Genomic DNA, 20,649 nt, shown 5'->3' with positions numbered 1-20,649 from the left:
GGCGGGGTGCGCGGGGACGGCGGGTGTCGACCATCTCGAATCCTTGCGTTTGCCTTCGTTTGCCTCCGACAGGGTCTCATCTTCCCGGACGTGGACGATCGCCGTCAATGGCCCACGGTCCCCGGGCGGTCACTCCTCGTCGCGCTCGCCGAGCGGGTTGCCGCGTACCCATTCGGCGGTCTCGGCGTACTTGCGCTCGATGTATTCCTCCAGCCGGGCGCGCTCGACCCGCCACTGGCCCCGGCCACCGATCTTGATCGCGGGCAGTTCGCCGCTGCGGACCATGTGGTAGACCTGCGAGTCCGACACGTTCAGCTCGGCGGCGACGTCGGACAGCAGCAGGAACCTCGACTCCACGGTGTTACTCCCGGGGTTGGTTGCGTTTGCTTCAGTTTGCCATCACCAGGTGACATCGCCGCGCGCCCGTTCGGGAGACACACCGGCGGGAGACTTCACCCGCGCGGGTGCCGGGTGTATGACGGTCTCGGCGTACGGCATGATCGGCGCCCGGAGTCGGCGTCCGCCGACGATCGGCCTGAGTGTGGGAGTGACCGGTGACCGACGAGCTTGTCCGGGTGTACCTGCCGGCGACCGTTCCCATGCTCGCCCGGCTGCGCGAGGAGGGGCTGAGCGCCGAGGCGGCGCACGCCGTGACCCCGGAGCTGCGCGAGTGGTACGCCGAGGGCGACGAGGAGGAGCTGGAGTACGTGGCCTTCACCCGGGCCGCCCAGGACGCGTTGCTCCTGCTCCGGCACGACCCCGCCGCGCCCCGGCGACGGGTGGTGGTCTCGGCCGACCTGCCGGCCCGTGCGGTCGAGCGGGTCGGCGGCGAGCTGGGGTCGAGCGTGGTCCGGCCGGTCGGACCGGTACCCGTGAAGTCGGTCGCCGCGCTGCACGTGGACGGCGCGGACGCGGTCGAGGATGTGGCCGCCGCCGTCGACGTGGTGGTGGAGGCCCAGGCCGGCGACCCGGACGCCCAGTTCACAGTCGACGGCGCCGAGGACCACGAACTGGAGTGGTACGACGTGACCGAGCTGGACCTGCTCCTGCGCGAAGCGGGCTGACGGCGCGCGGTTCAGGCCGCGGGCTCGTCCTCGTCGTCGTCCACCGGGCGCGGCCCGAGCGTGCGCCCGAAGACGATGAGCGTGGTCAGCGCGCCCACGAAGAGCACCCAGATCCCGTTGTCCACCCGCGAGGTGCCCAGCGCGGTCTGCGCCACCTCGTCGGCCTCGCTGAGCGCCGCGGCCAGGTCGAGCAGCCCACGGCCGCCGATCCGGATGATCACCTCGGTGAGCAGCAGGAGCAGGCCCGCGCCCGCCCCGGCGACCAGGTAGGCCGGCCAGCGCAGCGGCGACGCGGCGCCGTCGCGGCGCTCCGCCCGGCGCCGGGACCAGGTGAGATAGAGGTACGCGGCCAGGCCGGCGAGCAGCCCGGCGAGCAGCGACTCGGTACGCGAGACCCACTTCGCGGCGTCGAGCACCGACTGCTGGGTCTCCCCGGCGCCGAACAGGTCGGAGAGCGGGTCGCGGACGCGGCTGAACAGCACCACGAAGATCTGCGCGGTGAGCGTGGCCAGGGTGATCGCCCCCACCACCCGGGCCTGGCGCGCACCGGCCATCGCCCCGCCGATGATCGCTGCCGCCGCCGCGGTACCGGCGATCGTGTTCGTGGTGGCGTTGTCCGCGTACGTCAGGTTGATCGCCACCGCGGTGACGAGCCCGACCAGGAGGCCGGTGCCGACGGCGGCCAGGAAGCGCAGCGTGGCGCGGCCCAGCCGGTTGGTCGCGAGCAGGGCCACCGTGGCGCCGGTGACCAGCGCCGCGGTGATGACGCCTGGTAGCGCGTACGCGGAGAGGCTGATCGCGGTGACGCCTGCCGCCGTGGAGTGGATCGCCTCACGGGTGGACCAGAGCATGGCGGCCAGCCACCCGACCGAGATCAGGGCGAGCACGATCGCGCCCGGCGCGAACTCCGGCCGCCCACCGGTGACAGTGCCCTCGTCCGCGTGCCCGGCTGCTTCCTCGCCGGAGGGCGTCTCGACGGCGGTCCCGTCGCCCGTGGTGGGCTCGACGGCCTCGGGCTGATCCGTCTCCGCGGCCGTGGAGCTGCCGGGCTGGTTGCTCATCGTCTTCCCTTCGACGGTCGCCGGATCTTCCCGCGCCGGGCGGGGCAGGTCACCGGTCATCCAGGGTACGCGGCGTGCCGCCGCTCCCCGGGCGGGCCGTGTGCCGTCCGCGCCTTGATCGACTGCAGTACGCCGATGTGGTGGCATCCCGAGGGCTCGGATGCCGCCGTCCCCCCGAGTGGAGTCGATCAATCAGTCCGCGCGGGTGCCGACGAATCGTCGATGAACGGGGTTGCGATCCGATGTTTCGTCGGATGTGGGCAGGTTGGGCCGACGGTCCCGAGATGATCCGGCTGTCCGGTGTGGCGGGGAGGCGCGGCCCGCGGGGGCGTCTCGTGACAGAATCGGGCCAGGTCCCGCCGCCGCTGACCCCGCGGTGTCCGGCGTCCGGCCGCCGGCCGGCGCCCGCGGGTCCGGTTTCGCCGTCGCCGTCGAGATCGCCAGGAGCCTGTGATGGACGCCGTGTTCTCCGTACCCGAGCCGCTCAACGAGCCGGTGCACACCTACGAGCCCGGCAGTGCCGACCGGGAACGGCTCCAGCGGCGGCTGGCCGAACTGGCCGCCGAGCGGATCGAGCTGCCGATGACGATCGCGGGCGAGCGCCGGATGGCCGGCGGCGCCTCGATCGACGTGGTGCAGCCGCACAAGCACGCGCACGTCCTCGGCATCACCGGGCACGCCACCCACGACGACGCCCGCGCCGCGGTCCGGGCCGCCAAGGACGCCGCTCCGATGTGGCGGGCGCTGCCGTTCGAGGAGCGGGCCGCGATCTTCCTGCGCGCCGCCGACCTGCTCGCCGGCCCCTGGCGGGACACGCTCAACGCGGCCACCATGCTCGGCCAGTCCAAGACCGCCGTCCAGGCCGAGATCGACGCGGCGTGCGAGCTGATCGACTTCCTCCGGTTCAACGTGCACTTCGCCCGGCGACTCCTGGCCGAGCAGCCGCTGTCCTCGCCCGGGGTCTGGAACCGCCTCGACCACCGGCCGCTGGAGGGGTTCGTCTACGCGATCACCCCGTTCAACTTCACCGCGATCGCCGGCAACCTGCCGTCCGCGCCGGCCATGCTCGGCAACACTGTGGTCTGGAAGCCGTCCCCGACGCAGCAGTTCGCGGCGCACTTCACCATGCGCCTGTTCGAGGCCGCCGGCCTGCCGCCCGGTGTGATCAACATGGTCACCGGGCGCGGCGAGGAGGTCTCCGAGGTGGCGCTGGCCGACCCGGACCTCGCAGGTATCCACTTCACCGGCTCGACCAAGGTGTTCCAGCACCTGTGGAAGACCGTCGGCGACAACATCGCCCGCTACCGGGGCTACCCCCGGCTGGTCGGCGAGACCGGCGGCAAGGACTTCGTCGTCGCGCACCCCAGCGCCGACGTGGACGCGCTGCACACCGCGCTGATCCGGGGCGCCTACGAGTACCAGGGCCAGAAGTGCTCGGCCGCCTCGCGGGCGTACGTCCCGCGGTCGATCTGGGAGGGCGGGCTGCGCGACCGGCTCGCCGCCACCGCCGACTCGCTGACCTACGGCGACGTGACCGACTTCAGCAACTTCGGCGGCGCGGTGATCGACGACAAGGCGTTCGGCCGGCACACCGCCGCGCTGGAGCTGATCAAGGGCGACGACTCGTGCCGCATCCTGGCCGGCGGCACCGCCGACGACTCGGTCGGCTACTTCGTCCGGCCGACGCTGTTCGAGTGCTCCGACGCCGCGCACGAGACGTTCACCACCGAGTACTTCGGGCCGATCCTCGGCGTGCACGTCTTCGACGACGCCCGCTTCGACGACGTGGTCACCCAGGCCGAGTCGATCGCGCCGTACGCGCTGACCGGGTCGATCTTCGCGACCGACCGCCGGGTGGTCGACCAGGTGGCGGAGAAGATGCGGTACGCCGCCGGCAACTTCTACATCAACGACAAGCCGACCGGCGCGGTGGTCGGGCAGCAGCCGTTCGGCGGCGCCCGGGCCAGCGGCACCAACGACAAGGCGGGCTCCTGGCACAACCTGGTCCGCTGGATGTCGCCGCGGACGATCAAGGAGACGTTTGTCCCGCCGACCGATCACGTCTACCCGCACATGGGCTGAGGCGCTCCGAGAGGGCCCGCCCCAGCCGGGGCGGGCCCTCTTCCTCATCCGACAGTGCACATCGGACCCGTCATCGGGTGCCGAAATGAGCAAATCCTGGACGCCAGAGCCGACAAAGTGGCAGCTTAGAGGGCATGGCGGAATCCGGAGTCAACCCGACGGCAGCAGCTCTGCTCGGTCTGCTGCACGACGGCCCGATGACTGGCGGCCAGTTGATGGCTGCCGCTGAGCGCCGGCTGGCGCCGTACTGGTCGATGACCCGCAGTCAGGTCTACCGGGAGCTGCCGGTCCTGGCCGAGAAGGGTCTGGTGCGTCTCGGCAAGCCCGGGCCGCGGATGAGCCAGCCGTACGCGCTGACGGCGGCCGGGAAACGGACATTCTCCCGCTGGCTGGCGGAGAATCCCGGCAAGGACACCATCCGTAACCCGATAGCGCTACGGATCGCGTTCGGTGACCTGCACTCGTCGAGCCAGCTCAAGAACCTGTACGCGACGGCGAACGAGTACCACACCGAGGCGCTGGCGGCGGTGCGGGAGCAGGTCAAGAACGCCAAGAAGGAAGGCGACAGCTACGACGCCAGCGCGCTGGAGTTCGCCGTCGCCTACCACAAGGCGGCGCTGTCCTGGCTGAAGACCGCGCCCGTCGGCTGACCACCTGCGTCGACCAGGACAGGCAGCGCCGACTTTTCGCGCGTGACTGCGGGGCTCGCAAGCTCACTCCTCGCACGCGCCGGTAGTCTTGTCTGTCGTGACCGCTGCCGATTACGCCGAACAGCTCAAGGACCTCGACGCCACGCTGCGCAACATCGAGGCTGTGCTCGACCTCGACAAGCTGCGCGAGCAGAAGGCCCGGCTGGAGCAGGAGGCCTCCGCCCCCGACCTCTGGGACGACCAGGCCAAGGCGCAGCAGGTGACGTCGCAGCTGTCGTACGTCAACGGCGAGATCACCAAGCTCGGTGACCTGCGCTCCCGGCTCGACGACGCCGGGGTGCTGCTGGAACTCGCCCAGGCCGAGGACGACCCGGGCGCGCTGACCGAGGTCGAGTCGGAGATCACCGGGCTGACCAAGGCCATCCAGGAGATGGAGGTCCGGACGCTGCTCTCCGGCGAGTACGACTCGCGGGAGGCGCTCGTCGCGATCCGGGCCGGCGCCGGTGGCGTGGACGCCGCCGACTTCGCCGAGATGCTGCTGCGGATGTACCTGCGCTGGGCCGAGCGGCACGGCTACCCGACCGAGGTCTACGAGACCTCGTACGCCGAGGAGGCGGGCCTGAAGTCGGCCACCTTCACGGTGAAGGTGCCCTACGCCTACGGCACGCTCAGCGTGGAGTCCGGCACGCACCGGCTGGTGCGGATCAGCCCGTTCGACAACCAGGGCCGCCGGCAGACCAGCTTCGCCGGGGTCGAGGTGCTGCCGGTCACCGAGCAGACCGACCACATCGACATCCCGGAGAACGAGGTCCGGGTGGACGTCTACCGGTCGTCCGGGCCGGGTGGGCAGAGCGTCAACACCACCGACTCGGCGGTGCGGCTGACCCACATCCCCACCGGCATCGTGGTGACCTGCCAGAACGAGAAGTCCCAGCTCCAGAACAAGGCGTCCGCGATGCGGGTGCTCCAGGCCCGGCTGCTGGAGCGCAAGCGGCAGGAGGAGGAGGAGAAGCTGGCCGGCCTGAAGACCGGCAGCACCAGCTCCTGGGGCGACCAGATGCGCTCGTACGTCCTGCACCCGTATCAGATGGTGAAGGATCTGCGTACCGAGCAGGAGACGGGCAATCCGTCCTCGGTCTTCGACGGTGACCTGGACAGCTTCATCGAGGCGGGAATCCGCTGGCGGAAGCAGCAGCAGCTCAGCGCTGACAGTGCGTGATCACGGTTGGACGCAGCGCGTCATCGATCTCGGTCTGACCGGGTAAATCGATGACGCGCACCGCTTCGGCGGGGCGTGGGGCTTGGCTCTGCGGTTACACCGCGTAGACTACCGACCCGTGATTCAGCTTGAGCAAGTGACGAAGACGTACCCGAAGGCGTCCCGGCCTTCGCTCGACAACGTGTCCGTCTCGATCGAGAAGGGCGAGTTCGTCTTCTTCATCGGTCCATCCGGCTCCGGCAAGTCCACCATCATCAAGTTGCTGCTGCACGAGGTCACGCCCAACAAGGGCCGGGTCGTCGTCAACGGCAAGGACGTCACGTCGATGCGTTCCTGGAAGCGACCCCACTTCCGGCGTTCCATCGGCTGCGTCTTCCAGGACTTCCGGTTGCTGCCGAACCGCACCGCGTACGAGAACGTGGCGTTCGCGCTGGAGGTGATCGGTAAGACGAAGGCGGTCGCCCGCCGGGTCGTGCCGGAGGTGCTGGAGCTGGTCGGTCTCGGCGGCAAGGAGCACCGCTACCCGCACGAGCTGTCCGGTGGTGAGCAGCAGCGTGTCGCGGTGGCCCGGGCGTTCGTCAACCGGCCGCTGATCCTGCTGGCCGACGAGCCGACCGGAAACCTGGACCCGGACACCTCGATCGAGATCATGCGCCTGCTGGACCGGATCAACCGCACCGGTACGACCGTCGTGATGGTCACGCACGACTCCAACATCGTGAACCAGATGCGGCGCCGGGTCATCGAGATCGAGAGCGGCCGCATCGTGCGCGACCAGGCCCGGGGCGTCTACGGCTGAGCCGGCCGACGTTCCGTAGACCCTGACGACGAAACCTCACGCCGGAGAGCCGGAGGATATCCCGATGCGGATGAAGTACGTCCTGTCCGAAGTACTGGTCGGGCTGTGGCGCAACGTCACCATGACCATCGCCATGATCATCACTATGGCGGTGTCGCTGTTCATGCTGGGCGGCAGCGGCCTTCTCTACCAGAAGGTCGGCGACATGAAGGACCTCTACTACGAGAACGTCGAGGTCTCGATCTTCCTGAAGACCGATGCCACCAAGGAACAGGTCGACGCGCTGGGCCAGCAGCTCGGCCAGGACCCGCTGGTCAAGGACTCGACGTACGTCAACAAGGAGCAGGCGTACGAGCGCTTCCAGCAGATGTACGCCGACGCCCCGGACCTGGTCAGCGCCGTCAAGCCGGACCAGCTTCCCGAGTCGTACCGGGTGAAGCTGAACGACCCGGAGCAGTACAAGGCGATCTACGACAAGTACAAGGCCACCGAGGGCATCGACACGATCGTCGACCAGAGCAAGCTGCTCGACAAGGTCTTCGGCGTGCTCAGCGGGTTCCAGAACGGCGCCCTCGCGATCGCCACCGTGATGGCCATCGCCGCCCTGCTGCTCGTCGCGAACACCATCCAGGTGGCCGCGTACAGCAAGCGGCGTGAGGTGGCGGTCATGAAGCTCGTCGGCGCGTCGAACTGGTTCATCCAGGCGCCGTTCGTGCTGGAGGCGGTGGTGGCCGGTCTGTTCGGCTCCATCCTGGGCCTGCTCGCGTTGGTCGGGGTGAAGCTGCTGTCGGCCGGCAGCTCGATGGCGGCCCTGGAGGGCCTCATCACCCCGATCTCCTGGTCCGAGATCTTCCTGACCTTCCCGCTGATGGCCGCCGTCGGTGGCGTGGTCAGCGCGGTCACCGCCTGGGTCACGCTCCGCTTCTACCTGCGGGTCTAGTCACCTCGTACGGCTCACCGAGGGCCCTTCCGCGCCGGAATAAACGGCGCGGGAGGGCCCTTGTGGTTCCGGTAGCATGATCTCCGCTCGCCGGCCGGTGGCCGGTGAGTCGATCAGGAAGGGGGTGGCGCCGATGCCACGGGAAAAGGGTCGCAAGGTGGTCGCCTCCAACAAGAAGGCGCGCCACGACTACGCCATCCTCGACACGTACGAGGCGGGCATGGCGCTCACCGGCACCGAGGTCAAGTCGCTGCGGGCCGGGCGGGCGTCGCTCGTGGACGCGTTCGCCCAGGAGCGCGACGGCGAGATCTACCTGCACGCCATGCACATCCCGGAGTACGCCCAGGGCACCTGGACGAATCATGAGCCCCGGCGTACCCGGAAGCTGCTGCTCAACCGGCTGGAGATCGACCGGCTGCTGGGCAAGCTCAAGGAGAGCGGCCTGACGCTGGTGCCGTTGCAGGTCTACTTCTCCGACGGCTGGGCCAAGGTGGAGATCGGCCTGGCGCGGGGTAAGAAGTCGTACGACAAGCGCCAGGACCTCGCCAAGCGGGACGCCGACCGGGAGATCGCCCGGGCGGTGGGCCGGCGCGGCAAGGGCATGGCTGAGTGATACGTCCGGTTCGTCCGGTAGCCCGCGTCGAGCGGGCCTCGGGATGAAACCGGTTGCGCCAGGCGTTAGGCTTGGTGTGCTGCCGACAGGGGCAGCGCTTCGAGGGGGTGACTGGTTTCGACTTCGTACGCAGCGACAGGGGAAGCGAGCCGAGGAAGCCGACGTCGTCTCGAGAATCGGTCGTCGGAAACCAATAAGCGCCAAGAACAATCGCGCTGACTTCGCTCTCGCCGCCTGAGGCGAGTAGCAAGTCTGTCGGCCTGGGAGCGCCTTCGACCCAGTTAGCCGGCATCAGCTAGAAGGCTGGCCAATCGGACCCGGTCGCGGGGTCCGTGCGGCGAGATCAATCAGCGACTGGGCCCGTCACACCAACTTGCTCGCGTGAGCGGTGGGGCCGAGTAGAGGCATAGCGAGCTGCGCTCGGAGAAGCCCTGACAAACCGGCGAAGGACCCGGGTTCGATTCCCGGCACCTCCACCACACGGCCTGTGCGCCCCGGTCCACCCGGACCGGGGCGCACAGTCGTCTCTGGGGCCGCCGTCTCTGGGGCCTGCGGGGCGGCTGGGGCCGGTGAGGCCCGAGAGGCAGATGAGGCGGCGCCGACCGCTGGACAGGCCCTCGAACCAGGTCCACCATCGCCATACGGGTTCGCACCCAGCAGCGGGAGGTGTCCCATGGTCACCAGTCCGATCCAGCAGCCGACCGCCGTGCTCCCGAGCGCCGTCGGTGACCTGCGCGCCCTCGGGCGGGCACCGGCCACCGGGCCGCGCTGGCGGGAGCGACTTCTCACCGATCTGGACCCCGTCCGGCGGGGCTTCACCGAACACGTCCGCGTCACCGAGGGAGTGGGTGGGCACTACGCCGACCTGGTGCGCGCCGCGCCACGGCTGGACCGGGGCGTACGCCTGCTGGTCGGCGAGCACGCCGCGATCAGTGCGGCGCTCGCAGCGCTCCAGCACGCCGTACGCCTGCCCGGGGTGTCCGCCGCGGAGGTGCGGGCCCGCACCCGCGACCTGGTGCGCGCGCTCGACCGGCACCGGCGGCACGGCGCCGACCTGCTCTGGGAGGCGTACCAGGCCGACCTCGGCGGCGAGGACTGAGCCGGGGGAACCGGCCGGGACGGGCAGGCGTCCAACCCGTATGCGTCGCGTGCTCGCCCTGCTCGGGATCCCGTTGCTGGCCCTCTCCGCCTGCGCCACGCCCGGCGCCGATCCGGGGACGGCCCCGCCCGCCGGCCCGGACCAGCGGACCGCGTTCACCGAGCGGGCCGAGGAGGTGGCGGCGGGCTGGCGGCCCGGGCCGGGCTGGCGCGACGGGTACGTGCCGCTCCAGGACGCCACAGTGCTCACCGGCGACCCGGGCTTCACCGAGGAGACGAAGACGGCGTTCGGCGCCGGCTGGTACCGGGACCAGATCCCGATGCCGGCCGACGTGCCGAAGGACGGCACGATCCGGTTCCCCGACGGCACGCTGCGGGTGCCGCTGGTCAGCGCCGCCGACGCGTACGCCGAACTCCACCAGGGCGACCCGCCGCCCTGCGACGGGCGCCCGGCCGCACCGGACCCGGCACCGACCGGGCGGCCCGGCCCGAACGACCCGGTGTCGACCTCGGCGCCGGGCGCGTGCGTGGCGCTCACCGTGACCGGGGTACGGCTGGGCACCGCACCGGTCTGGACCAGCCGAGGGCGTGCCGAGGTGCCCGCCTGGCTGTTCACAGTGGACGAGCTGGCCGTACCCGTGGCGCGGATCGCTGTCGCACCGCGCGTGACCGGCCGGGCCCCCGGCGGCGCGGTGCCTGCCCGGCCGCTCCCGGCGGGCCTGGTGTCCGCGCAGCAGCTGCGGGCGGTCGACGGCGACCGCATCGACTACCTGCTCGGCGTCGGCGCCTGCGACGGCCCGCCCACCCCGCTGGTGCTGGAACGGCCGGACGTGGTGGTGATCGGCGGCGCCGTCGTTACGCCCACCGGCCCCTGCACCGCCCAGCTCGTGATGAAGCCGGTGAGCGTCACGCTCGGCGCGCCGCTCGGCGGCCGGGCCGTGCTGGACGCTGCCAGCGGTGCCCCGCTGACCGTACGGCCCGGCTGAGACTCACAGGATCCGCGGCACGTCGGTGCTGATCGGCACCGGCAGCACCGTCGGCCGGTGCGCGTCGAGCGCGGCGGCGAGCGCCGCACCGAGCCCGTCCGGCGTGGTCACCTCACCGGCGCAGCCGTAGCCGTGCGCCACCGCCGTCACATCCAGCCCGGGCAGGTCCAGCGCCGGCACACCAGGCGTGTGCTTCAGCTCGGCGAACGCCTTGAGGATCGCGTACTGCTGATTCACCGGGACCACGACGGCGAGCGGCAGGCGCAGCCGCGCCGCCGTCCACAACGCCTGGACCGAGTAGTGGAACGAGCCGTCGCCGACCACCGCGACGACCGGGCGGCCACGCCCGGTGTCGCGCTCGGCGAGCGCCATGCCGACCGCCGCCGGCAGCCCGAAGCCGAGACCGCCGCTGGCCATCGTCAGGTACGAGCGGGGCCGCTCGATCGGCAGCCGGCGGCGCAGCGCGGCCAGGTTGGACGGCGACTCCTGCACCAGCACCCCGTCCGCAGGCCACGCGGCGGCGAGCGCGGCGAACAGCGTGTCGGCGCTCGGCGGGTCGGCCGGCTCGGGCGGGGCCGGCTGCGGGCGCGGTGACGGCGCCGCCCGGTCGGTCGGCGGCAGCAGCTCGCGCAGCGCGGCCATGGTCAGCCCGGCGTCGCCGAGCAGGCTCTCCCCGACCGGAGCGCGGGCCGCCTCGTCCGGGTCGTCGGTGACGTGCAGCAGCCGCGCGTCACCGGGCAGGTAGTCGCCCGGCACGTGCGGGTAGTAGCGGAACACCGGCGCGCCCACCACCAGCACCACGTCGTGGCCGCGCAGCGCCTCCGACAGCGGCCCGATCGCGTACGGCAGCACGCCCCGGAAGTGCGGGTGGCGCTCCGGGAACACGGCGCGCTCCGGCGCCGGGGCGGCCCAGACCGGGGCGGCCAGGTGTTCGGCCAGCGCTACCGCTTCCGGCCAGGCGTCCGACCGGTCCACCGCCGCGCCGAGCACCAGCGCCGGGGTGCGGGCGGCGGCCAGCGCGCCGGCGAAGCGCCGCAGCCGGTCCGGGTCCGGCGCGATCCGGGTGGCGACGGTACGCACCTGCGGCGGCGGGTCGGCCGGACGGTCCCAGTCGTCCATCGGCAGGGAGAGGAACACCGGCCCGGCGGGTGGTTGCACCGCCGAGGCGTACGCCCGCATGAAGGCCGCCGGGATGTCCTGCGCGCGGGCCGGCTCGTGGGCCCACTTGACGTACGGCTGGGCCAGCTCGACCGCCCGCGGGCTGGCCAGGCGCGGCTCGATCAGCAGCATCTCGCGGGTCTGCTGGCCCACGCTGACGATCAGCGGCGTCCGGTTGTGCCAGGCGGTGACCAGGTTGCCCATGCCGTTGCCGGTGCCCGGCGCGGTGTGCAGGTTGACGTGCGCGGGCCGGCCGGTGCCCTGGGCGTAGCCGTCCGCCATGGCGACCGCCGACGCCTCCTGGAGCGCGTGCACGTAGTGGAAGTCGGCCGGGAACTCCTTGAGGAACGGCTCCTCGGTCGAGCCGGGGTTGCCGAAGACGGTGGTCAGGCCGAGCGCGCGCAGCAGCTCGTAGGTCGCCTCCCGCACCATCGCCATCGCCGGCTGCCTCCGTTCCGTACGCGGATGCCGGAGCCGGCCCGGTGCCCAGTCTCCCGACCAGCCGAATCTATCGGGCCGAAGGTGACTTTTCGGGCGCTTCCCGTGCTCAGGGCAGCGGGAAAGGCAGCTTGATCCCGTCCAGCGCGTTTCCGCACTCGCACTCCCGCTCGGCAGGCAGCGCGGCGACGGCGTCCAGCAGCAGCCCGCGCAGCCGGTCGGTGTTCTCCGCGAAGACCCGGAACACCTCCTCGTGGGTGACCGACTCGCCCGCCTCGACGCCCGCGTCCAGGTCCGTGACCAGCGCGATGGACGTGTAGCAGAGCGCCAGCTCGCGGGCCAGCACCGCCTCCGGGTGGCCGGTCATGTTGACGATCGTGCCGCCGATCGAGGCGAACCAGCGCGACTCCGCCCGGGTCGAGAAGCGCGGACCCTCGACCACGACGACGGTCCCGCCGTCCACCGCCGGCACGCCGCGCCCGGCCGCCGTGTCCAGCAGCGTGCGCCGCCCCGCCGGGCAGTACGGGTCGGCGAACGACACGTGCACCGCGCCCCTGTCGTAGTAGGTCTGCGCGCGCCCGCTGGTGCGGTCGATCAACTGATCCGGCACCACGAACGTCCCCGGCCCCAGCTCCGGCCGCAGGCCACCCACCGCACAGGGCGCCAGCACCTGGCGTACGCCCAGCGACCGCAGCGCCCACAGGTTGGCCCGGTACGGGATCAGGTGCGGCGGGTGCCGGTGATCGCGCCCGTGCCGGGGCAGGAACGCCACCCGGCGACCGCCCACCTCGGCGACCGTGATCGGGCCCGACGGCTCGCCGTACGGGGTGTCCACCACGTGTTCCACCCCGTCGAGCAGGGCGTAGAGCCCCGACCCGCCGATCACCGCCAGTTCGGCCTGCGCCGCCATCCGGCCCTCCCTCGATCCGTCGTGATCACCCGCCCGTCAGACCTTAACCAGCGGGCCGGACGCAGGCTATGGTGCGTGACATGGCGTTGACAGGGTGGACGGTCGACGGCCTCGGGCCCGTACGGGCGCACGGCTGACGGGTGTCGGACATGCAGAGTGAGGGGCAGGCGATCGGTGGCCGAGCCATGGAGTCGATGACCGGACGACTGCTGGTCGCGACACCGGGGCTCAAGGATCCGAACTTCGACCGTACGGTCGTGCTGCTCGTCGCCCACGAACCCGGCGGCGCCCTCGGGGTGGTGCTGAACCGGGCCACCGAGGTCTCCGTGGCCGACGTGCTCGGCGACTGGAGCGACCTCGCCCGCGACCCGGCGGTGCTGTTCGAGGGCGGCCCGGTGCAGCCCGACTCCGCCATCTGCCTGGCCCGGATGCGGCACCCCGTCCGGCCGGTCAAAGGCTTCCACCGCGTCTCCGGCGCGGTCGGCACCATCGACCTCTCGGTCGACCCGGAGAAGCTGCGCGAGGCCATCGGCGGCATCCGGGTGTTCGCCGGCTACTCCGGCTGGGGTGCCGGGCAGGTGGAGCGCGAGATCGAGGAGGGCTCCTGGTTCGTGTTCGACGCGCTGCCCGGCGACGCCTTTGTCGACCGGCCGGATGATCTCTGGCCGATGGTGCTGCGCCGGCAGGGCGGCATGCTGGCCGCGGTGGCCCACTTCCCGCCGGACGTGGCGCTGAACTGAGCCGGGTGCGGGTGACCCCGCGAGATGACCATGCCGGGCGGCGTGTGTATAGTTCTCTCCGTGCCCGGGCGACCGGGGACGACCGCAAGGGGCCGTGGCGCAGCTGGTAGCGCACCACACTGGCAGTGTGGGGGTCAGGGGTTCGAGTCCCCTCGGCTCCACCCAAGCGAAAAGCCCTGGTGAGAGACAACGCCTCCCACCAGGGCTTTTGTCATTCGTCGATCTCTCGGGTCGCAATGTGCCAGACCCGTGCCAGATCAGGCGCTGAGCTTGCCTCGCGCCTCTTCGATCAGGGCGTCCAACGCGGCGGCGATGGCGTGATCGCGGTCACGGGTCGCGTGCTGGTAGATCATCGCTGCCCGGGTGCTCGAATGGCCGATGCGCGCCATCAGTTCTTTGAGCGTCGCGCCGCTCTGTGCTGACCATGTGCTGCCGGTGTCACCTTCGAAGGCCGCACCACCAGCTAACCGTGCCGGACGGGTGCGGTGCGCGGCCCGCGGAGACCCTGAAGCAGGCGCAGCAGATCGGGCCACGTCTCGACCAATGCGGCGTCCCGGTCCGGGGCTTCGGCGATCCGTAGCACTGCCTCGTTCATCGCGCCGGAGAGCAAGGTGGCAGTTGCCTCGGGCGAGTTGACCTCAAGGTGCCCGGCTGCTGCCAGCGTGGCCACCGCCTCGGCCAGGTGGTGCCCGGAAGCGGCCGCGTCCTGGCTGCGCCACGTGCGCCAACCCATCACCGCGGGCGCGTCGACCAGCAGGATCCGCCGGTGTGTGTCGTCGACACTGGCGGTGAGGAACGCCCGGCAGCCGGCGACCAGGCCGTCCCATGGATCGGCGACCGCTTCGGCAGCGCTGGCGACCGCAGCGGCGACCCGCTGTTGCGCGGCGGCTGCGACGGCTTCGAACAGGTGCTGCTTGTTGCGGTAGTGATGGTAGACCGCACCCCTGGTGACCTGGGCTGCGGCGGCCACCTCCTCCAGGCGGACGGCCGTGTAGCCGCGTTCGGCGAACAGGGCAGTCGCGACGTCCCGGATGCGCCGGCCGGTGATCTCGCTCTGCTCCTTGGTGGCTCGCGCCATGCCGCACTCTTCCTTTACATGCTCCGTGTATGTATATTCCTTTACCTGCACAGTGTATGTAAAGGAGTTCGCCATGACACTCGCCAGCTCGTACCCGGTCCTCATGACGACCGACGTGACCTCGGCTGCGGCCTTCTACCGCGAGCACTTCGGGTTCCAGCCGACCTTCGAGACGGAGTGGTACGTGAGCCTGCGCCGCGACAACTGGGAACTGGCGGTGCTGGACAGCAGCCACGAGACCATCCCGGCGGCCTACCGCGGGCCGGTCGCCAGCGGGATGCTGCTCAACCTGGAGGTGGACGATGTCGACGCCGAGTGGGAGCGCCTGCGGCACCTGGAGGTCGTGCTTCCCGTGCGGACCGAAGAGTTCGGACAGCGGCACTTCATCCTCGCCGGCCCGGACGGTGTCCTGATCGACGTCATCACCAACGTGGAACCTGCGGAGGAGTACGCGGACAGGTTCATCTCCTAGCATCTCGCGGGCAAACGGCGCTCAAGCGGCGCGGCCCGCGAGCACCAGCGCCCAGCACAGCGCGCCGAACCCCGCAGTGCTCACCAGCGTCCGGACCACGTTCCAGGTGACCCAGGCGGACTCGAAGCGCTCCCGAGCCGCAGCGAGATCGGCGGAACCAGCCGCCGCGAGCGCATCGTTCAACGGCACGTTCACCGCCACGGTGACGACGAACATCACCAGGTACAGGGCGAGCCCGGCGACGATCCACGGCAGCGCCGGCCGGGCCGCACCCCGCCACGCCAGCACCGCCGCGAGCGCGGCCAGCACCGGCGTACCCAGGAAGGCCAGCAGGAACCAGCCGTAGACGATGGTGACGTTGATGCGCTGCATCGCGTCGACGAACGTGCGGTCGTCAGCGCCGCGCAGCGCCGGCATCACCGCGTACGCGAATGCGGCGAACAGGCCCGCCATCAGCCCGGCCCCGACTGTGGCGCCGGCCAGCGTCAGTTGTACGAGTCGCATGTCCTCATCGAACCGCCGCGCGGTGAGACGGCCCATGGTCAGGACGCGCGATCCTGTGTTCAATCGTCTCGTGGACGCCGTTTCCGGTCTGCTCGACGGTCCCCGTGCGCGGGGCGCCTTCCTGCTGCGTTCGATCCTCACCCCGCCCTGGTCGATGCTGATCCGGGACGAGGCGCCGCTCACGCTGGTCGCCGTGGTGCGGGGCGACGGCTGGATCGTGCCGGAAGAGGGCGAGGCCGCGCGGCTGACCGAGGGTGACGTGGCGATCGTGCGCGGGCCGGCCCCGTACACGGTGGCGGACGATCCGGCCACGGCGCCGCAGGTGGTCGTGCACCCGGGCCAGCGCTGCACCACTCCCGACGGGCGCGAGCTGTTCGCGATGACGCGGTGGGGCGTACGCACCTGGGGCAACGGGCCGGACGGCCGGACCGTGCTGCTCACCGGCACGTACCCGGTGCGGGGCACTGTGGGGCGGCGGCTGCTGGACGCGCTGCCGCCGCTCGCGGTGGTGCGGCGCGAGTCGTGGGACACGCCGCTGGTGCCGCTGCTGGCCGCCGAGATCGTCAAGGACGATCCCGGCCAGGAGGCGGTGCTCGATCGCCTGCTCGACCTGCTGCTCATCGCCGCGCTGCGGGAGTGGTTCGCCCGGCCCGGCGCCGCCGCGCCCGCCTGGTACCGGGCGTACGCCGATCCGGTGGTCGGCCGCGCGCTGCGCATGCTGCACGACGACCCGGCCCGGCCGTGGACGGTGGCGTCGCTCGCCGCGGAGGTGGGGATGTCCCGGGCGGCGCTGGCCCGGCGGTTCACCGCGCTGGCCGGCGAGCCGCCCATGGCGTACCTGACGGGCTGGCGGCTGGCGCTCGCGGCCGATCTGCTCCGCGAGCCCGGCGCCACGGTGGGCGCGGTGGCCCACCGGGTCGGCTACGGCAGTTCCTTCGCCCTGAGTGCGGCGTTCAAACGCCGGTACGGCGTGAGCCCGCGCCGGCACGTCGACCCGGATAGATTGGCCGGATGACTGTCGACCTGTTCGCCGGCGTCCCGGTGCGCGATCTCGCGGTGGCGACGGACTGGTACGAGCGGCTGTTCGGCGCACCGCCGCAGTTCCGGCCCGACGACAGCGAGGCGGTGTGGGAGCTGGCCGAGCACCGTTACCTCTACGTCGACGTACGGCCCGAGCACGCCGGTCACGCCATGCAGACGGTCTTCGTCGACGACCTCGACTCCCGCGTCGCGGCGATCGCCGCCCGGGGTCTGACGCCGACCGCGCAGGAGACCTACGACAACGGGGTCCGGAAGGTGATCTTCCACGACCCGGACGGCAACGAGATCGGCTTCGGCGGCGGCCCGGCCTGACCGGGCCGCCGCCGGACCTCAGCGCGCCCGGTACGCCTTCGGCAACCGCATCCCGCGTTCGGCCATGAGCTGCCGCACCCGGTTCGGGTAGTCGGTGATGATCCCGTCGACGCCCATGTCCATGAGCGCCGCCACTGTGGGCATGTCGTCGCAGGTCCAGGGGATGACCTTGAGCCCTCGTGCGTGCGCGTCGGCGATCATCCGGCGGTCCGGGTAGAAGCGGAAGTTCGGGTCGGCGATCGTGCCGTTCTGCGGGAACCCGTAGTTCGGGGACAGCGCGGTCACGCCAGGGGTCGCGGCGGCGGCCCGGACGAAGTCGCCACCGAAGTCGTCCACGTCCAGCCCGCCCAGCCACGGCGACGCGCCCGGCTTGCCGACCTGGAGGAAGTCGTAGTTCGTCAGCGCCACGAGCGGCCAGCGCGGCGCGAGCCGGTGCATCTCCCGCAGCGCGCCCCAGTCGAAGGACTGGATGGTGACCTGCCGCTCGATGCCCGAGCGCCGGATCTCCTCGAAGACCCGCCGGACGAACAGCTCACGCGGCGCGGTCTGCTCGGGCGCGCCCGCCTCCACCTTGGTCTCGATGTTGAGCGTGATCCCGTGCGCGCGGTAGCGCTTCACCAGGTCGAGCACGTCGCGCAGCTCGGCCATCCGGACACCGGCGATCTGCTCCTGCTCGGGGAAGCCGGGCAACTGCTGGTAGCCGCAGTCCATGGTCCTGATCTGCGCGAGCGTGAGGTCCTTGATGTACTTCCCGACGTACGGGTAGGCCGGGTCGCCGGGCCGCACCGGGGCGGTGTCGCGGCACTTCTGCGCGCTGACCTGCCGGTCGTGCGTGACTACCACCTTCTCGTCCCGGGTGACCTGGGTGTCCAGCTCCAACGTGGTGACGCCGAGGCGCATCGCCTTGGCGAACCCGGCGAGCGTCTCCTCGGTGGTCATCCCGATGCCGCCGCGGTGGGCCTGAAGGTCGAAGTGGGTCCGCTGCGGCGGTACGCCGGGACGGTCGGCCGGACCTGCGTGGGCGACGCCCGGCACGGCGAGCACCGCGCCGGCGACGAGTGCCGTCACGAGCTGACGGGTGGACATGGAGAAACCTCCGCTACCTCGGTTGTCGTTCGCGCAGCCGAAGCTAGGTGCGGAGTCGGTGTCCGCCGTGGCGTCGAGGTGAGGAGCGGATGAACGGTCGCCGGACGGCTGCCGGTGGCCGGGCCGCGGTGGTCCGCGGCCCGGCCTGCGACGTCAGCGGGGACGCCGCGTCTTCGGCAGGTCGAACTGGTCAGCCCGTCGGCAGTCCTTCGGACCGCCGATCGCCTGCGGGCCGACCTCGTCGAGGGCCTTACGAGCGCGCTGGCGGCCCAGGTTCCAGGCGTACCAGGGGTCGGGCTCGGCCAGGTCGTCGGCGATCCAGCTCAGCGTGCACCGGCGTACCGGGTCGGGGAGCTTGGCGAGCGCCGGGGTGGCGTCGGCGGACAACGCCCGCAGGTACCAGGCGTCGATCTTGCCGGTCTGCTCGTACCGCAGCGTGTTGCGGCGGGCGACGTAGTCCTCCGGGTTGAGCACGGCCAGGCCGAGCAGCATCGCCACGGCCAGCGCGAGCGTGGTGCCGGGAATCCACCGGCCCCGCCATTTGACGCCGGCCGCGATGATCATCAGGAAGACCGTGCCGAGCAGCATCTCGAACGCCATCACGAAGATCCGCTCGCCGGTGAAGCTGTAGACCTTCTGGTACGTCCACATCCGGGACAGCGCCGACGCCACGATCACCACGCTCAGCGCGCTGATCAGCCCGAGCAGCACGCGCAGCATGATCCGCTCGACCGGCCGCTCCCGGCGTGCCCAGCGGCTCACCCCGCCGAGCACCGCCACGGTCAGCAGCGTGACGAAGAGCAGTTGCCAGAAGCCGCTGCGCGCGTACTCGGCGTAGCTGAGCCCGGCGACCCGCTGCACGTGCTGCTGCCCGCCGAAGAGCGTGGTGAACTGCACCACCACGAACCCGGCGAACAGCAGCGTGAGCGCGCCGATGGCCGGGGCCCACTCCAGCAGGCCGAGACGGCGCTCACCCTCGCGATCCACTGTGGACAGGTCGGGCGGCGCGGCGAGCGTGTAGAGCGCGGCGACAGCGATCAGCCCGCCCACCACTGCGAGGAACACCCAGCCGAACACCGTACCGAGGTTGATCTCGGGGACGAGCGAGCCGAGCGCCTCGGAGAACGCCGCGTCGGCCGACGCGAGCAGGCTGCCGAAGACCACGAGCACCACGACCGTGGCGACCACCGAGACGGTCACCTTGCGTACCGTCGCCTCCTGCGGCGAGGCGGTGATGTGCCGGCGTACCCACGGCAGGCCGCGCAACGCCGCGAACGGCGTCGCCACCAGGCCGAACAGGACCGAGCGCACCAGCCGCCCGCCGATGATCGCGAGGGTGGCGCAGCCGAGCGCGCCGAGCACGCAGAACGTCACGAGCCACCAGGCGTTGCGGAACGCCGGCACGGCGATCAGGGCCAGCGCGGCCGCCGCCCACCCGGCCCGGATGAGCTTGTCGGCGCGCGGCAGCTCCGCGGTCCTCGACCGGACCGCCAGCACCACCGCGAGCGTGAGCGTGAGCCACCCCAGGAACCAGCCGACGCCGACGCGGCCCAGCGGCACGAAGACCGCGCTGCCGACCGCGGCGGCCAGCACCGCGAGCGGCACGGCCCGCCCGGTCGCCGCCTTCGGGCCGGGCCACCGCGCGCCGAGGAACGAGGTCCGCGGCACCTGTGGTCGCGGCGCCCACGTCGGCGCCTGGGGGTGCCCGCTCCACCCCATTCCGGGGTACGGCGGCGCGGGCACCGGCCCACCGCCGTGCGGAGGCGGCGTGCCCGGAGCACGTTGCGCACCCGGCGCGGGCGGCGGCCCGGAGCCCGGCTGCGTGCCCGGCGCTGCCCATGACCCGGAGGCCGGCTGCGTGCCCGCGGGAGCGGCAGGCGTCTGCGAGGCTCCCGGCGGGCCGGACGTCGCGGAAGTGGTCGTCTGCGGAGCGCCGTCGCCGGGACGCGCGCCGGCCTCACCGGAGCCGGCCGTGGCCGCCCCCGCTGCGTCGGCGCTCGCGACGGACGGCTTCGAGCCGGCCGCCTGGGTGGTGGCCGAAGCCGCGTCCGGTGAGGCAGCGACAGGCTCTCCGCTCGTCGGCCGGTCGGCCGGTGCGGCGGCGGGGGCGGCGCCCTCCACGGGGGAGCGCTCGGCGGCGGGCGCTGTGGCCTGGGCGGGCACCGCCGCCGCAGGCTGGCCGGTCGCCGTCTGCTGGCCGGTCGCCGGGACCAACGGGACGAACAACGCGTACCCCTGGGTGCCGGGTGGCACGGTGACCGGAATCGCCCAGCCGGGCTGCCCCTCGGCGCCCGGCCAGGGAACCGGCGCGGGAGCGCCCTCCATCGTGGGCAGGACCAGCAGGTACGGCTGTGCGGGGACGGGGACGTCGCCCGGTGCGGGCCCGGCCCCGCACAGC

General features: G+C 71.9%; 22 protein-coding genes, 1 tRNA gene and 1 other RNA gene. 15 read left to right on the top strand and 9 right to left on the bottom strand.

Annotated elements, in window-relative coordinates; translation table 11 throughout:
- Window positions 1-129: 129 nt before the first annotated feature.
- Entirely contained in the window at window positions 130-357 is a 228-nt protein-coding gene (locus ABD52_RS27825; RefSeq protein ID WP_013474124.1) for a helix-turn-helix domain-containing protein, read from the bottom strand.
- A gap of 197 nt (window positions 358-554) precedes the next feature.
- On the opposite strand from ABD52_RS27825, the gene ABD52_RS27820 reads away from it, so the two are divergent.
- The gene (locus ABD52_RS27820; protein ID WP_013284220.1) at window positions 555-1,064 is read left to right on the top strand and encodes a hypothetical protein; all 510 of its coding nucleotides are present in this window, start codon (window positions 555-557) and stop codon (window positions 1,062-1,064) included.
- Between the two features lie 11 nt (window positions 1,065-1,075).
- On the opposite strand, the gene ABD52_RS27815 is transcribed toward ABD52_RS27820, so the two are convergent.
- Window positions 1,076-2,125 carry a hypothetical protein gene (locus ABD52_RS27815; protein WP_030271126.1) on the bottom strand — a complete coding sequence of 350 codons (1,050 nt, stop codon included), beginning with the start codon at window positions 2,123-2,125 and terminating at the stop codon, window positions 1,076-1,078.
- A 453-nt stretch (window positions 2,126-2,578) separates the two neighbouring features.
- On the opposite strand from ABD52_RS27815, the gene pruA reads away from it, so the two are divergent.
- The 9 genes from pruA (at window position 2,579) to ABD52_RS27775 (ending at window position 10,512) form a co-directional block, all read left to right on the top strand.
- Complete coding sequence (gene pruA, locus ABD52_RS27810) at window positions 2,579-4,207, top strand: L-glutamate gamma-semialdehyde dehydrogenase (RefSeq protein ID WP_030271125.1); 1,629 nt, start codon at window positions 2,579-2,581, stop codon at window positions 4,205-4,207.
- A 134-nt stretch (window positions 4,208-4,341) separates the two neighbouring features.
- Window positions 4,342-4,857 (top strand): PadR family transcriptional regulator, encoded by a 516-nt coding sequence (locus ABD52_RS27805; protein WP_013284223.1) that lies wholly within the window; start codon window positions 4,342-4,344, stop codon window positions 4,855-4,857.
- Between the two features lie 97 nt (window positions 4,858-4,954).
- Window positions 4,955-6,076, top strand: coding sequence for a peptide chain release factor 2 (prfB, locus tag ABD52_RS27800; protein ID WP_013284224.1), 1,122 nt, complete (start codon window positions 4,955-4,957; stop codon window positions 6,074-6,076).
- 118 nt (window positions 6,077-6,194) lie between these two features.
- Window positions 6,195-6,875 carry a cell division ATP-binding protein FtsE gene (gene ftsE, locus ABD52_RS27795; RefSeq protein WP_013284225.1) on the top strand — a complete coding sequence of 227 codons (681 nt, stop codon included), beginning with the start codon at window positions 6,195-6,197 and terminating at the stop codon, window positions 6,873-6,875.
- A 64-nt stretch (window positions 6,876-6,939) separates the two neighbouring features.
- Window positions 6,940-7,815, top strand: a complete 876-nt coding sequence (gene ftsX / locus ABD52_RS27790) for a permease-like cell division protein FtsX (RefSeq protein WP_013284226.1) — start codon at window positions 6,940-6,942, stop codon at window positions 7,813-7,815.
- A 133-nt stretch (window positions 7,816-7,948) separates the two neighbouring features.
- Window positions 7,949-8,428 (top strand): SsrA-binding protein SmpB, encoded by a 480-nt coding sequence (smpB, locus tag ABD52_RS27785; RefSeq protein ID WP_013284227.1) that lies wholly within the window; start codon window positions 7,949-7,951, stop codon window positions 8,426-8,428.
- A 103-nt stretch (window positions 8,429-8,531) separates the two neighbouring features.
- Window positions 8,532-8,907: a transfer-messenger RNA gene (ssrA, locus tag ABD52_RS37905) on the top strand.
- A gap of 194 nt (window positions 8,908-9,101) precedes the next feature.
- Window positions 9,102-9,527, top strand: coding sequence for a hypothetical protein (locus tag ABD52_RS27780; RefSeq protein ID WP_013284228.1), 426 nt, complete (start codon window positions 9,102-9,104; stop codon window positions 9,525-9,527).
- Window positions 9,528-9,567: 40 nt separating this feature from the next.
- Window positions 9,568-10,512: a hypothetical protein gene (locus ABD52_RS27775; protein WP_047893729.1), complete on the top strand. Its 945-nt coding sequence runs from the start codon at window positions 9,568-9,570 to the stop codon at window positions 10,510-10,512.
- Window positions 10,513-10,515: 3 nt separating this feature from the next.
- On the opposite strand, the gene mdlC is transcribed toward ABD52_RS27775, so the two are convergent.
- Both mdlC and ABD52_RS27765 read right to left on the bottom strand, forming a co-directional pair.
- Window positions 10,516-12,108 (bottom strand): benzoylformate decarboxylase, encoded by a 1,593-nt coding sequence (gene mdlC, locus ABD52_RS27770; protein ID WP_047893728.1) that lies wholly within the window; start codon window positions 12,106-12,108, stop codon window positions 10,516-10,518.
- 109 nt (window positions 12,109-12,217) lie between these two features.
- A complete protein-coding gene (locus ABD52_RS27765) occupies window positions 12,218-13,018 on the bottom strand; it encodes an S-methyl-5'-thioadenosine phosphorylase (RefSeq protein ID WP_047893727.1) in 801 nt (266 codons plus the stop codon).
- A gap of 149 nt (window positions 13,019-13,167) precedes the next feature.
- Between ABD52_RS27765 and ABD52_RS27760 the strand changes: the two genes are divergently transcribed.
- A complete protein-coding gene (locus ABD52_RS27760) occupies window positions 13,168-13,758 on the top strand; it encodes a YqgE/AlgH family protein (RefSeq protein ID WP_013284232.1) in 591 nt (196 codons plus the stop codon).
- Window positions 13,759-13,846: 88 nt separating this feature from the next.
- A tRNA-Ala gene (locus ABD52_RS27755) sits at window positions 13,847-13,919 on the top strand.
- A gap of 96 nt (window positions 13,920-14,015) precedes the next feature.
- On the opposite strand, the gene ABD52_RS27750 is transcribed toward ABD52_RS27755, so the two are convergent.
- Entirely contained in the window at window positions 14,016-14,147 is a 132-nt protein-coding gene (locus ABD52_RS27750) for a hypothetical protein (RefSeq protein WP_047893726.1), read from the bottom strand.
- A gap of 74 nt (window positions 14,148-14,221) precedes the next feature.
- On the bottom strand, window positions 14,222-14,836 hold the full coding sequence (locus ABD52_RS27745) for a TetR family transcriptional regulator (RefSeq protein WP_047893725.1): 615 nt from the start codon (window positions 14,834-14,836) through the stop codon (window positions 14,222-14,224).
- 73 nt (window positions 14,837-14,909) lie between these two features.
- Here ABD52_RS27745 and ABD52_RS27740 point away from each other — a divergent pair, with 73 nt between their 5' ends.
- Window positions 14,910-15,308: a VOC family protein gene (locus tag ABD52_RS27740; protein ID WP_013284234.1), complete on the top strand. Its 399-nt coding sequence runs from the start codon at window positions 14,910-14,912 to the stop codon at window positions 15,306-15,308.
- Window positions 15,309-15,329: 21 nt separating this feature from the next.
- On the opposite strand, the gene ABD52_RS27735 is transcribed toward ABD52_RS27740, so the two are convergent.
- Window positions 15,330-15,812 carry a DUF1772 domain-containing protein gene (locus ABD52_RS27735; protein WP_047893731.1) on the bottom strand — a complete coding sequence of 161 codons (483 nt, stop codon included), beginning with the start codon at window positions 15,810-15,812 and terminating at the stop codon, window positions 15,330-15,332.
- 70 nt (window positions 15,813-15,882) lie between these two features.
- Between ABD52_RS27735 and ABD52_RS27730 the strand changes: the two genes are divergently transcribed.
- Together ABD52_RS27730 and ABD52_RS27725 are read left to right on the top strand one after the other, a co-directional pair.
- Complete coding sequence (locus ABD52_RS27730; RefSeq protein WP_082171402.1) at window positions 15,883-16,827, top strand: AraC family transcriptional regulator; 945 nt, start codon at window positions 15,883-15,885, stop codon at window positions 16,825-16,827.
- Complete coding sequence (locus tag ABD52_RS27725; protein ID WP_047893724.1) at window positions 16,824-17,165, top strand: VOC family protein; 342 nt, start codon at window positions 16,824-16,826, stop codon at window positions 17,163-17,165. Before ABD52_RS27730 ends, ABD52_RS27725 begins: the two co-directional genes overlap by 4 nt.
- A gap of 18 nt (window positions 17,166-17,183) precedes the next feature.
- On the opposite strand, the gene ABD52_RS27720 is transcribed toward ABD52_RS27725, so the two are convergent.
- Window positions 17,184-18,251, bottom strand: a complete 1,068-nt coding sequence (locus ABD52_RS27720; RefSeq protein WP_047893723.1) for a glycerophosphodiester phosphodiesterase family protein — start codon at window positions 18,249-18,251, stop codon at window positions 17,184-17,186.
- A gap of 153 nt (window positions 18,252-18,404) precedes the next feature.
- Window positions 18,405-20,648 (bottom strand): DUF4153 domain-containing protein, encoded by a 2,244-nt coding sequence (locus tag ABD52_RS27715; RefSeq protein WP_047893722.1) that lies wholly within the window; start codon window positions 20,646-20,648, stop codon window positions 18,405-18,407.
- Between the last annotated feature and the right edge of the window lies 1 nt (window position 20,649).

Origin of the sequence: Micromonospora sp. RV43, from assembly GCF_001029515.1 — a bacterium.
Lineage (GTDB): Bacteria > Actinomycetota > Actinomycetes > Mycobacteriales > Micromonosporaceae > Micromonospora > Micromonospora aurantiaca.
This window is presented reverse-complemented; position numbering and strand designations above follow the sequence as displayed.